The organism is Marinobacter fonticola (assembly GCF_008122265.1).
GTDB lineage: Bacteria > Pseudomonadota > Gammaproteobacteria > Pseudomonadales > Oleiphilaceae > Marinobacter_A > Marinobacter_A fonticola.
Genome location: NZ_CP043042.1, coordinates 471,430 through 485,145, shown reverse-complemented (window position 1 = coordinate 485,145; position 13,716 = coordinate 471,430). Strand labels below are relative to the sequence as shown.

The window sequence follows — 13,716 nt, the reverse complement described above, 5'->3', positions numbered from 1 at the left end:
TATTTGTCACACACCGTGTTTTCGTCACACAGTTTCGGGCTGCGTTTGCCAACGCTGGTTTTCACGTGCCCTTCCCCCGCAACCCTGCCGCCAATAGGCGTCCGGTTGACGCGCATTACCGGCAAGGCACACGCCCAATCGGCGTGCATAGAACGCAATCCCAACGGCAACGACGCCCGGGTGTGCAATGCGACTTGCCATGTATGGCGCCATGAACTACATATACGTTTGGCTACTAGCACACGCCTAATGTGAACAAAACGACGGTTTTTATGGTACCAATGGGGGTGGTATTTCTTAGGGAATCTCTGAAAACGCCCTGCCGGCGTGCCACTCTCCAGCCAGGACTTTTTCGGCGGTTTCCTAGTCTCCCTTGAGACAAGGGCGTCCCTTAGTTAGAAGGGTTACAAGGGCGCCTCTTAAATATAAGCACGACCTCTATCTCGAGTGCTATCACCGGATGCGGCTCACAAGGCGGCATCTGAATCATCCGTCCTGATCCACAACGACGACCTGAAGACGACAAATGACTGCATCCAAATCTAAAATCATCTATACGCTGACCGACGAAGCCCCCGCGCTGGCAACCCGCTCACTCCTGCCGATCCTGGAGACCTTTGCCGCCCCTGCGGGCATCGAATTCGAAACCAGCGACATCTCTCTCGCAGCCCGTATTCTTGCGGCCTTTCCGGACCACCTGGAGGACGACCAGAAGGTACCGGATCAGCTCGCCGAACTCGGCGAATACACCAGCAACCCGCACGCAAACATCGTCAAGCTGCCGAACATCAGTGCATCGATTCCGCAGCTGCGCGCAGCCATCAAAGAGCTGAGCAAGCAGGGTTACAAGATTCCCGAGTACAAGGAAAATCCGGAAACCGACGAAGAAAAAGATGCCAAGGCCCGTTACGCCAAGGTGCTGGGCAGTGCCGTTAACCCGGTTCTGCGTGAAGGTAACTCCGATCGCCGTGCCCCGGGTGCGGTCAAGGCCTTCGCCCGTAAATATCCGCATAGCATGGGCGATTGGAGCCCGGCCTCGCGCACTCACGTGGCACACATGCGTGGCGGCGACTTCTACTCCAGCGAGAAGTCCCTGACCCTGGACAAGGCCACCACGGCCAACATCGTTTTCGAAAACGGCGAGGGCAAACAGACCGTCCTGAAATCCGACCTGCCGCTGCAGGACGGTGAAGTGCTCGACGGCATGTTCATGAGCTGCAAAGCCCTGCGCAAGTTTTTCACCGATGCCATCGAAGATTGCCAGAACACCGGTGTCATGTTCTCCCTGCACGTCAAGGCGACCATGATGAAGATCTCTCACCCGATCGTATTCGGTCACGCGGTGAAGATGTTCTACAGCGACCTGTTCGACAAGTACGGCGACCTGTTCAACGAAATCGGTGTCAATCCGAATAACGGCCTGTCTTCGGTGATCGAAAAGATCAAGCAGCTACCCGAATCCAAGCAGGAAGAAATTCAGGAAGCCCTGCACGCCTGCTACGAGCACCGTCCGGAAATTGCCATGGTCGACTCGGTCAAAGGCATCACCAACCTACACGTGCCCAGCGACGTGATCGTCGATGCCTCCATGCCGGCGATGATCCGCAACTCCGGCAAAATGTGGGCCCGCGACGGCAAACTGAAGGACACCAAGGCAATCATGCCGGAGTCCACCTACGCCACCATTTACCAGGAAGCGATCAACTTCTGCAAGACTCACGGCGCCTTTGATCCCACCACGATGGGCACCGTACCGAATGTGGGCCTGATGGCGCAGAAGGCCGAAGAATACGGCTCCCACGATAAGACCTTCGAAATCCCCGAAGACGGTACTGTCCGCATGATCGATGCCGACGGCAAGGTGCTGACCGAGCACAAGGTCGAGAAGGGCGATATCTGGCGCGCCTGCCAAACCAAGGACCTGCCGATCCGCGACTGGGTCAAACTCGCCGTCAACCGTGCCCGAGCCACCGGTATGCCAGCGGTGTTCTGGCTCGACGACGAGCGCCCGCACGACGTGCAGCTGATCCAGAAGGTCACAACCTACCTGGAAGAGCACGACACAGAGGGCCTGGACATCCGCATTATGTCGCCGGTGCGCGCTATCCGCTGGACCATGGAGCGCCTGATCCGTGGCCTGGATACCATTTCCGTCACCGGTAACGTACTGCGTGACTACCTCACCGATCTGTTCCCGATTCTGGAGCTGGGCACCAGCGCCAAGATGCTGTCCATCGTTCCGCTACTCAACGGCGGCGGCCTGTACGAGACCGGCGCCGGTGGTTCCGCGCCCAAGCACGTGCAACAGCTGCTGGAAGAGAATCACTTGCGCTGGGACTCCCTGGGCGAGTTCTTGGCCATTGCGGTTTCCCTGGAAGAGCTGGGCGAGAAAGAGGACAACGCCCGTGCCCGCATCCTGGGCCGCAGCCTGGACAAAGCCACCGAGCGCCTGCTGGAGAACAACCAGTCTCCGTCCCGGGTGACCGGCGAACTGGACAACCGCGGCAGTCACTTCCATCTGGCGCGCTACTGGGCGGAAGAGCTGTCCAAGCAGGACGACGATCCCAAGCTGCGTGATTTCTTCGCCAAGCTGTCCAAGGAGCTGGAAGCCAATAAGGACAAGATCCTGGAAGAAATGAGCGTGATTCAGGGTCACCCCGCCGATATCGGCGGCTACTACCATCCGCCCGCGGATAAGGTCTGCAAGATCATGCAGCCGAGCGATACCCTTAATGGCATTCTCGACAAGGCCCGGGAAGACGCCAAGGCGTCCTAAGCCGCGCCACAACGGAAAAGCCCGGTCGGGGTAACCTGACCGGGCTTTTTTGTGCCTGCAATTCGTTGAACCAGGCAACTCAACGTTTCTCATGTAGCCGGTGCTTCAGAGCAGGCCAAAGGACTGCCCCGAAGCTAAAGACTTCGGCTACATTGGGCGGTGCCGGCCTCGCCCAGGAAAACTCCAAGACTCAACTACCGATCACTCCGCCATCCTCCTTGGTAATGAGAACGGTCGACGAGCGAGGCCGTGTTTTTCCATCCGACGCGGGGAAGCTCAACCCCGGGTGCTGGATGTTGACCCACATGGCACGCCCGTCCGGCGTCGTTGTCACCCCGGATACCTCGCAGCCACGCGGCCCCACCAAAAAGCGTTTGACTTCCCGGGTGGCCGGATCGGCGCACAGCATCTGGTTGGTGCCCATGTTGGCGTTATGCTTCTCGCTGTCGCCATAGTCGGTCTGGATCCAGAGCCGGCCCTGGGGATCGAACCAGAGTCCGTCCGGGGATGAAAAAATATCGCCGTTAATGGTTCCAGTGAGGTTATCCGGTGTGCCCTCGCCCGGTTTCTCGCCGGCCAGCAGGAACACTTCCCAGGTAAACTCGGTCGCATCCAGCCGGCCACCCTTCTCCCGCCAGCGCACAATTTGCCCATGCAGATTATCGGGGCGTGGATTGGCGGCGTTTACGGGCTGATCCGGCTCATTACCGCGGTGCCTGTTTTTGGTCAGGGTAACGTAGACATCCTTCGAATGCGGATGCACCGCGACCCATTCGGGACGGTCCATCGGCGTCGCACCCAGCACATCGGCAGCGGCGCGGGTGTTGACGAGTACATCCTGCTGGCTGAAAAACCCATTGCGCGCAGTCAAACCATAGTTGCCATACGTCAGGGCGCGCCACTCGCCCCTGCCGTCTTCATGGAAGACCGCCACATACAGCGTCCCCTCATCGAGCAGCGTGTGGTTGCCCACCCTGTCGCCCTCGCGATAACGCCCTGCCGGCACATACTTGTAGACGTACTCGCCCTGGGTGTCGTCGCCGGAATAGACCGCCATCGTGCCATCGTCGGCGACCGCCACAGTGGCGCATTCACGCACCAGCCGGCCCATCGCCGTACACTTGCGCGGTTGGCTGTCCGGGTCGAAAGGATCAATCTCAACCACCCAGCCAAAGCGGTTGGGCTCGTTGACGTGACCCTGGTGGGGCTGGTCGTCTTTGGGTGTGGCATCGAAGCGCGCTTCGGCGGTTTCCCAGGCATAAACTTCGCTGTTCTTACCGTGGCCGACGCCGTAGCGCCTGTGCTCCCTACGGTGGGCGTAGTCAGCCTGGTCGCGATTGACGAAGTAATTCTTCCAGTTTTCCTCGCAGGTGAGGTAGGTCCCCCAAGGCGTTGCGCCCATGGAACAGTTATTGATCGTACCCAGGATCGTCTCGCCCTGGGGATCGCCCGCGGTCTTCATGCTATCCGCGCCTTGCAACGGCCCGCTGATCGCCATAGGCGTCGTCGCGGTAATGCGCCGGCCGTAGCGGGAGTCCTTCACCTGCTGCCACTGACCGTCCTTGGCGCGACGCACCTCGATCACGCTCACGCCGTGAGCCGCCTGCTCTTTTTTTACTTCGCCATCGGGGCGGACGATAGCGCCACCCTCTGTAGGCGTCGACGTGAAGCCATTGGGATGCAGCGTCGGGCTGGCGAACTCGTGATTCATCACCAGCAACCCGTGTTCGCTGGGCGCATCCGGGAAGGGGAAAAAAGCCATACCGTCATGATTCTGGCCGGCCTGCAGAGACTGGGCTTTCCAATCGTCAGAGGCGTCCGGTTTCCAGGCCGTTGCGCCCTTAACCACCGGGTCGCCCCAAGAAAAAAAGCGCTCCACCCGGTAACCCTCCGGCACCTGCACGCTATCGAAATCCGGGTCCAGCATCGGCGGCAATGGCTTAAAGCCGATGGTGCCGCTGGCCAAACCGGGGAACAGCGTCTGGGCCCGAGCAGCAGCAGCCGTCGGTGCCGGCAAACCGCCCAGGAAGAAAGCGCTCACGGCGGTGGCCAGACTGCCTTGCAGGAAACGTCGGCGTGACAGGCCAACCACCTGCTCCAGGCCAGGCTCGGTACTGACGTTATCGGGCGTGTCATCGATGCGCTCGATGGCATCGTGAAACTCGTCCGGTAGGTGGGTGCTTCGGTTTAACCGGCTCATGGGAATATCCTTGCTCAGAAACCTGCCCAACCCACGACTCCAGGAACCGCGTTTGGACCAGCGTTTTCAATGACATTGACAGAGTTACTCCAGACGATACCAGTACCCTTAGTACCCTTAGTACCCTTGCGTTTCAATGGGCAGCGTCTGGCCGAGCACGCTTCGGTTATGGCGTGGTGCCGCCCCTGACCGGCAACAGAGAGTGAACAACATAGGCCGTTGCCCAGCAAGTCGGTAACCAACCATGCGTTACCCAACCATTCGATACCCAACAAAAAGTGACATCCGATGTCTTGAGGAACGGAATCCGGGCCCCTCGTAACAACCGGTTACAGTGATACCGACAACAGGCAGGCAAATGCCATTTAAAGTGTGACCCGCTTACCAAATTTTACTCACCTTTCCAGTGTGTAAGCCTATACTCGCAGGCACCAAGGACCTAAAAATGGTGAACTTCAGCATACAAGGAAAGTTCGATTTCAATACCTGACGCTATGGGGCAGTCGCGCATGGAGATATCGGAAAACAACAGGCCGACAAGCCTTGAGGAAGCGCTTGCGCAGGCAAACAGACAGCTCCTGCAATCGGAAAAACTGGCCGCCATCGGTCAAATCGCGGCTGGCGTTGCTCATGAAATCAATAACCCTGTCGGGTATGTTCAATCCAACATCCAGACCTTGGGCAATTACCTTCAGGACCTGTTTCGTATCACCGATGCCGTGGCGTCGGCCGGCAGCGTCGACGAGCTGAAGTCTATTCGCGATAACATCGATTACGACTATGTACGCGGCGACCTCGACGATTTGCTGAAAGAGTCGCTGGAAGGCCTCGACCGCATAAAGAAGATTATCGCGTCCCTAAAGGACTTCTCGCACGCCGAAGAAGAAGCCTTCAAGCCTGCCGACCTCCACCGCGGCATCGAAACCACGCTGAATGTCGTCAACAACGAACTGAAGTACAAGGCAGAGGTCCACACGGACTTTGGGGATATCCCTTCGATCGAGTGCATCGTCTCTCAGGTCAATCAGGTGGCTATGAATCTGCTGGTCAACGCGGCCCATGCCATAGAACAGTTCGGTAGGATCGACATCCGTACAGGCCAGTCCGGCGATGAAGTCTGGTTCGAAGTCGAAGACAACGGCGCCGGCATCGACCCATCCAACCTCACACATCTGTTCGAGCCGTTCTACACCACAAAACCGGTCGGCAAAGGGACGGGCCTCGGCCTCGCACTATCGAAGAGCATCGTGGACAAGCACTCCGGCCGAATTGAAGTCGATTCCGTCATCGGACGTGGAACGCGCTTCAGGGTGTGGCTGCCCATCCAGCAGGCGGGGGTCGCACCCACGGCATAGACGATGCCGCGCTACCTCGTTTATCGAGTAACACGATTCCAGAATGTCTGACTTATGGCTGATTTCGACGAAGACGAACAAAAACTGGTCCTCAAAATCGTTTTTTACGGGCCGGCATTGAGCGGCAAGACGACCAATCTGATGCAGCTCCACAGTCAGCTGGCCCCCGAGCGCATGGGGGAACTTATGGTCCTGGAGACAAAGGACGACCGCACGCTATTCTTCGACATGCTGCCCATCGGTATGCGTAGCCAATCAGGCCTGGACCTACGCCTGAAGCTTTACACCGTGCCGGGGCAGGTCCAGCACGACAGTACCCGCAAGGCCGTCCTGTCACGGGCCGACGGTGTTGTTTTTGTCGCCGATTCGCAACGTGCCCAGCAGCATAATAACGCGGTCTCTTTCGACAATCTGGACCAAAACCTGCAAAAAGTGGGTATCGATATCGAATCCCTCCCCATTGCACTTCAGTTCAACAAGAGGGATCTGCCAGACGTCCTCGATGAAGCAACACTGAACGAGCGATGGAAAAATACACCCTGGAGTCCAGCAATGATGGCCAGCGCCCTAAACGGCGAGGGCGTAATCGAAACCTTCAGGCTGTTACTGCGGCGCCTGTTCCAAGTCATCGATGCCGAGCACGGGCTTTCTACCCGTTTCGGCGTTGACGAGAGCGAATTCGTCGCCAGACTGAGCAATGCATCGGAGGGCCAGTCGCGTGGATGATTTCGAGCACGATCCCCGACTCGACGAGCTGCTCGATGAGCGGGACATCGGTCGCCTGTCGGCGCTCCTGACCAAGCTCGGCGGTCACGATATCGCTCTGGCCGCCCCGTCTGAAAACACAGACGGCCCCAGGACGCCTATCGAACTCAATCTCGATACCGTTGGCTGGATCACCGGATCGGCGCCGGATGCCGCGCGACACTCAGCCGCCGGACTGGTCGAATTCATCCTGCATTTCGTCTACAAATACCGGCTGGCGGCCAATCTCCACCGGAGCACGACAGAAGCCAGCTTTCAGGCTCTCGAACAGCAGAATGCGGCGCTCCGCGAATCCGAAGCCCGCTATCGGGAGTTGGCCGAGTCGTTGCAGGAACGTGTCGACAGCCAAGTCGAGGTTATCCGTCAGACCCAGCAGGAGCTTTACGAGAGCGCGCGCTTGCGTGCGGTCGGCCAGCTTGCGGCGGGGGTCGCCCATGAAATCAATAATCCCATCGGCTTCATTAAGAGCAACCTAAAGGTCGCCGGGGAATACGTCGACGAACTGGAAGGCGCCCTACCTTCCAGCGGCGACCACGACGAAACGATTGCCGATTTCCGGGCGCTGCTCGAAGAATCCATGTCAGGGAGCGAGCGCATTGCCACCATTGTCGCCGACCTGAAATCGTTTTCCAGCATCGACCAGGGCGACTATGTCGAATGCGACATCAATAAGCTGCTGTCGACAGCGCTCCACCTCGTACAAACCAGTCATGGCCAGGCTATCGAGGTGACTTCAAGCCTGGCGGATCTTCCCGCTATCAAGGGACACGCAGCCAAACTATCGCAAGCCCTATTCAACGTACTCGACAATGCGGCGCGGGCGCTGGAGCAAGGCGGCAAGATGTCCGTCGAGACCCGGTGCTCATCGCAAGGCCGTATTATTATCGATATTGCCGACTCTGGCTGCGGCATCGGTGAACAGGACCTCGGACACGTTTTCGATCCCTTTTTCACCACCCGTCAAGTCGGATCCGGTACGGGTCTCGGATTGACGGTCGCCCGGGAAGCCGTCCTCGCCCATCAAGGCAAGATCACCCTCGATAGCGAGACCAATCAGGGAACGCGGGTCACCATCGAGCTTCCCGGCAACTGAGGCGATACATGGCAACACGATACGGTTCACTGTTCCTGGAAGACGAAGCGCCTCCCGCCGACAACACGGGAAAGCCCTCTCGCAGCCCCTACCGCATCCTGATCGTCGACGACGAACCCAACATCCTGTCTGCTTTAAGGCGCGTTTTCGCCCGGGAAAACTACGCCATGCTATTCGCCTCGTCCGGCGAAGAAGCGTTGTCCATCATGGAGAAAGAACCCGTCGAGCTGATTATGACGGACTTCATGATGCCCGGAATGAATGGTAGCGAACTGCTGCAACAGGTCCGCGAACGTTGGCCGACGACCATCCGCCTTATGCTGACCGGACATGCCAACACGGACGCCGTCATGGGTTCGATCCGGGAAGGCGCGGTCTATCGATTCCTCCTCAAGCCCTGGAATGACGACGACCTGCGGCTCACCATGGCGCTCGCGCTAGAGCAGTACGAACTCATCCAGCAAAATCGTTCTCTCGAGAAGCAGAACAAGAAACAAAGCAAAGACCTGGATACCATCGCCAAGATGGGCGTCACCAACCGCAGTCAGCTTGCGATTCTGTTACACAAAAAGGGCTGGCTGAACCCGCAGCAGATCCAGCAGTTGCACCGGGAAATGCAGACGCGAAAGTCGCCGGTGCTCCAGCTCATCATAGAACACGACTGGATTGAAGCCGATAAGATCTATGAGCTGCTCAAAACGGAGATGATGTTCGATGAAGTCGACCTCCGCGAAGCCCAGGTCGATCACAATTTGCTGAGTCTGATACCGCAGAAGATCTGTACACGTCAGCTGCTGCTCCCCCTCAACGTCGTTGGCAAACGGCTGCACCTGGCCATGGTTGATCCGATGGAGATCACCCTGATCGACGAACTGGCCTTCATGTCCGGCTTTACCATACACCCGCTCGTATGCAGCCTGGGCCAGATGCAGCAAAAACTGCAGGATGTCTTCGGGAAACAGGAAGAACAACTCGACGACCTGGCGACACGCATCGGCACGGAGGACCCCTACGAAGGGATCGAGATCGTTCTCGACGAAGACGAAAGCTCGGAAAGTTTGGAGCAATTGCTCGGGAGTTCCGAAGAGCCGCCGGCCATTCGGCTGGTCAACGCCATCATCCTCGAAGCCCTTCGCCTTGGCGCCAGCGACATTCACATTCATCCACGGACAAAGAGCCTGGTCGTCCGCTATCGGATCGACGGTGTCCTCCAGGACAAGATACAGATCCCAACCGATCTGCTGATGTCCGTCGTGTCCCGCATCAAGGTGATGGCGGAAATGGACATCACCGAACGTCGGCGGCCGCAGGATGGCCGGATTACGGTCAAGACCCCGCTACGGATTGTGGATCTCCGCATCTCCACACTCCCCACGATTAACGGCGAAAAGGTCGTTATGCGGGTCCTGGAGCGACAGTCGTCCGTACAGTCGCTGGACGATCTCGGACTGTCGACGCACAATTCCCAGAACCTTAAACGGGTGGTCACCAAACCCCAGGGCATCATACTGGCGACAGGCCCGACCGGGAGCGGTAAGACGACCACGCTCTACGCGTTGCTGCAGCACAACGCCTCGTCGGAGCGCAATTACGTCACCATCGAAGACCCCGTCGAATACCAGGTGGACATGGCCGGCCAAGTGCCCGTCCGCGATCGCATCGGACTGGATTTCGCCAGCATTCTTCGAGCCATTCTCCGGCAGGATCCGGACGTCATCCTATTGGGCGAGATCCGCGACGAGGAAACCGCCGATGTCGCCTTCCATGCGGCAATGACCGGCCACCTCGTCTATTCCACCCTGCATACCAGCTCCGCCGCGGCCACGATAGCCCGTTTGCTGGACCTGGACCTGAAACCCTACGTCCTGGCGTCCGCCCTTGAAGCCATCATTGCGCAGAGGCTGGTCCGGCGACTGTGCTCCAAATGCAAGCAACACGACACGCCGGACCCGGAGCTGGTGGCTCAGCTTGGCCCCCAGTTCGCCAATCCCGGCGCCGAGTATTTCGCGGCCAAGGGCTGCAACCAGTGCCACAAGGGTTACAAAGGACGCATTGCCATTCATGAAGTGCTGACGATCAATGAAGAGCTGCGTCAAGCCATCACCGAGAGGGCCAGTGCTCACACGATCGAAGGCATAGCACGGCAAAAAGGCATGAAACTCTTGATCGACGACGCGGCGGAAAAGGCGGAAGCTGGACTGACGTCGCTGGAAGAGGTCCTGAGAATACTGGGACCGCAGGACAGCTATGCCTAGACGCATCGAGGCGATGCGGCCACGCACCTGCCTGATTATCACCCTGACGTCGTTGCTGCTTTCCCTGGCCTTGGTGGCGCTCTGCGATCAGCTCGTCAATACCGATTCAAGACAGCATGTCTGGGCACTTCTCCCCTCGTCCATCGTTTTGGTGGTCACGGTGGGACTGCTCTTTCTTTTCTACCTTACCGGTCAGCGCAAGGCATTGGCGATGACTGCGACCGTTACCCTGTCGCTGGCGGGTGTTATTGTCCTGTGGCCGGGTCCGGCGCAACCTCCGGCGGCCCTGCACCTGAATATCGCCGATTTCAAGCAACAGCAAATCTCCACCGCATTAACACTCTTAGCCCTGGGCAGCGGATTCCTCTTCACCCTGTTCCAAAACCCACCCCGGAGCCTTTCAAGAGCGGCCAGCGTGGTTCTCATGACGATCGGGGGCGTCTCATTGGCCTCGGTCTGGGCGCCAACCCTCACGCCCTATGCCTACGGCGTTCGCCCCGAAGCAAATCTCCTGTTTAGCCCCATTGCCATTCTCGCCGGGATTGCCCTGAGTGGAATGAAACCGATGGCCGAGCGCCCCGACCTGGCTATTCCACGACATGCCTGGCTTGCCGGCGCTGTCTGCGCATTGATTGCAACGCTCTGCTGGTACGGCGTTCGAACCTATCAGGTTCAGGATATGATCCAGCGCAGCGAACAACTGGTACAGCATGTGCGAGGCGCGCTGCTGAACAAGCACCAGGCCGAATTATCCCTGCTCAATCGTATGGCCACACGCTGGCAGATCGTCGGCCAGATTCCCGAACGGGCCTTATGGTATGTGGAAGCCAAGAACTATCTGCGTGATTTCCCGGAACTTCACTTGATGGTCATAGTGGACGGGTCGCGCGCGACGGACTACGTCGTGCGCGACAAACCTGAGAGTTTTCTCTGGCTGGAGCGTTTTCTGAGCTCCGATGCGGGTCGTGGCTGGCTCAGTCATGTTCATCGATATTCAGGCGCCCAACTGAGCCCCATACAGTTCTCTCCGGAAGGCGCGCCCTATTCCGTTCTGGTATCGCCCATTAGCTTTTCCAACGACTCCGACTATGCCATTGCCGCCGTCGTCAACCTTCGGCAACTGGTCATCGAAATCCTGGACAACCGGGAGACGCCATTCGAACTGATGATCAGCATCGGTGAGCGGATCATCTACGATACCCAAGCCAGCATTCCCGTCAGCCCATCCAGAACGGTTTCGCTCGAAACTGCGTCGCCTAGCCGCGACGAAACCTGGACGGTACTCACCTATACGAAGATGCCCGGCTTCCCCGTCGGCGAATTCTATTTGCCTGCCAGCATCTTCTTCACCGGCGGCCTGATGACCTTTCTTTTCCTACTGATCATTGCCCGCGGGCATCACTCCCGGGAACAAAGCGAGGCCTACGGCAAGCTCAATCAGCAGCTATCGGACCTGCTCGTTCGGGAACAGGGTTTGCGGCATACGAATGAACGGATCATGCACTTCTCGCCGGACATCCTCTGCTCCATATCTGCGGACGGATGTTTCCTACAGATCAACCCGGCGACGCAATCCGTTCTGGGATACCCGCCGGATACCCTGATAGGACAGCCCCTGTCCAGAATCGTTACCCCTAGGGATCTCTCCTCTACCTTGGAGAACATCGGCTCCGCCATCGAAGAGGGACAAATTCAAGACTTTCGCAATCGCTGCCTGCATAGCGAGGGCCACGAGGTGGCGATGGACTGGTCAGCCGAATGGTCGGCGGAAGACAGTGCTTTTTTCTGTGTCGGGCGAGATATCTCCGCAACGATCACCGCTGAGGTGCTGGCAAAGGAAAAACAGGAATTCTTCTCGCTGACGCCGGAAATGTTCTGCATCGTCGATCTCAACGGCTTGTTCTTCGAGACCAACCCTGCATTCTCCCAAGTATTGGGTTACCCGCAGTCGGAGCTTGTCGGTACGCCCTACATGAGGCTGGTTGCCGAGGGAGATCGCGAGCGCGTTGCGCGCGCGGTCGACTTGCTGACCCGGGGCCGCAGCATCAACAACCTCGAAGTTCGCGTTCGCGACCATCACGCCAACGAGCGCTGGCTGCAGCTCAATGCCATCGTCAGCGATGACGAGCTGATCTATTGCGCCGCCCGCGACATCACGCAGCTTAAACGCTCGCACGAGGAAGTGCAGCGCCTGGGCACGCGTCTGGCGACCGTTTTCGAAAGCATTACGGATGCTTTCTTTACACTCGATCACGACTGGCGCTTTACCGGGGTGAATACACGCTCGGAGGAGCTTCTGCAGAAGCCCGAAAAGGCGTTAATGGGGCAGTCAATTTGGGAAGCTTTTCCAGAGATTCGGGGAACCGACTTCGAAAACCAGTACCGGCATGCGGTAGAAACCGGCACATCGGTGACCTTCGAATCCTATTACGAGCCACTCGATAACTGGATAGAGGTCAGCGCCTATCCCTCCGACGAGGGACTGGCCGTCTATTTCAGGAGCATTCGCGAGCGTAAAGAAGCCGAAGCGAAGCTCCAGGAGACGCTGGCCGAACTTGAGAGAAGCAATCAGGAGCTGGAGAGTTTCGCCTTCGTGGCCTCCCACGATCTCCAGGAACCCTTGCGCAAGATCCAGGCCTTTGCCGACCGGCTCGTCTCGCGTAGCGATCAACTGCCGGATACCGAAAAAGACTATCTGCGGCGCATGCAATCGGCGGCGGCGCGCATGCAGTCGTTAATAAACGATCTACTCTCCTATTCAAGGATCACGACCCGGGCCAAGCGGTTCGACCTGTGCAATACGAACGCGCTCATCGATTCGGTCCTGGGGGATCTGGAAGCAGCGCTGCAGGCCGAGGACGCGACGGTCGAGATCGACGAACTCCCGCCCATCGTCGGTGACGAAAGCCAGCTCCGGCAGGTGTTGCAGAACCTTATTAGTAATGGTGTCAAATTTCATAAAAAAGACACCCCGCCCCGTGTCGTCATCTACGCTGAAGGCGATACTGTTCAGGAAGGGACACTCGGTCAGGAATGGACACTCTGTATCCAGGACAACGGTATCGGCTTCAGTACGGACTACGCCGAGCGAATTTTCGAACCGTTTCAGCGACTGCACAGCCGAGACGAATACGCTGGGACCGGCATCGGCCTGGCGATTGTCAAGAAGGTCGTGGAGCGCCACGGTGCCCGCATATCGGTACAGTCCGCTCCGGGGGAAGGGGCGTTGTTCAAGATCACCTTTCCCAAGTACTCGGATAGGTAAGTCAACA

General features: G+C 58.2%; 7 protein-coding genes. 6 read left to right on the top strand and 1 reads right to left on the bottom strand.

The features are described 5' to 3' along the window. Positions 1 to 526: 526 nt before the first annotated feature. Positions 527 to 2,776: an NADP-dependent isocitrate dehydrogenase gene (locus FXO11_RS02145; RefSeq protein WP_148861360.1), complete on the top strand. Its 2,250-nt coding sequence runs from the start codon at positions 527 to 529 to the stop codon at positions 2,774 to 2,776. Positions 2,777 to 2,966: 190 nt separating this feature from the next. Here the strand turns inward: FXO11_RS02145 and FXO11_RS02140 are convergent, their stop codons facing one another. Next, positions 2,967 to 4,976 carry a PhoX family protein gene (locus FXO11_RS02140; protein ID WP_148861359.1) on the bottom strand — a complete coding sequence of 670 codons (2,010 nt, stop codon included), beginning with the start codon at positions 4,974 to 4,976 and terminating at the stop codon, positions 2,967 to 2,969. 509 nt (positions 4,977 to 5,485) lie between these two features. Here FXO11_RS02140 and FXO11_RS02135 point away from each other — a divergent pair. From FXO11_RS02135 to FXO11_RS02115, 5 genes are read left to right on the top strand one after another with little or no spacing between them, the layout of a single operon-like run. Next, positions 5,486 to 6,331: a sensor histidine kinase gene (locus tag FXO11_RS02135; RefSeq protein WP_202980272.1), complete on the top strand. Its 846-nt coding sequence runs from the start codon at positions 5,486 to 5,488 to the stop codon at positions 6,329 to 6,331. Positions 6,332 to 6,385: 54 nt separating this feature from the next. Next, positions 6,386 to 7,057, top strand: a complete 672-nt coding sequence (locus FXO11_RS02130) for a GTP-binding protein (protein WP_148861357.1) — start codon at positions 6,386 to 6,388, stop codon at positions 7,055 to 7,057. Beyond that, positions 7,050 to 8,189 (top strand): sensor histidine kinase, encoded by a 1,140-nt coding sequence (locus FXO11_RS02125; protein WP_148861356.1) that lies wholly within the window; start codon positions 7,050 to 7,052, stop codon positions 8,187 to 8,189. The genes FXO11_RS02130 and FXO11_RS02125 overlap by 8 nt, the downstream gene beginning before the upstream one ends. A gap of 8 nt (positions 8,190 to 8,197) precedes the next feature. After that, a complete protein-coding gene (locus FXO11_RS02120; RefSeq protein ID WP_148861355.1) occupies positions 8,198 to 10,444 on the top strand; it encodes an ATPase, T2SS/T4P/T4SS family in 2,247 nt (748 codons plus the stop codon). Continuing rightward, the gene (locus FXO11_RS02115) at positions 10,437 to 13,709 is read left to right on the top strand and encodes a PAS domain-containing protein (protein ID WP_148861354.1); all 3,273 of its coding nucleotides are present in this window, start codon (positions 10,437 to 10,439) and stop codon (positions 13,707 to 13,709) included. The genes FXO11_RS02120 and FXO11_RS02115 overlap by 8 nt, the downstream gene beginning before the upstream one ends. The last annotated feature ends 7 nt before the right edge of the window (positions 13,710 to 13,716 follow it).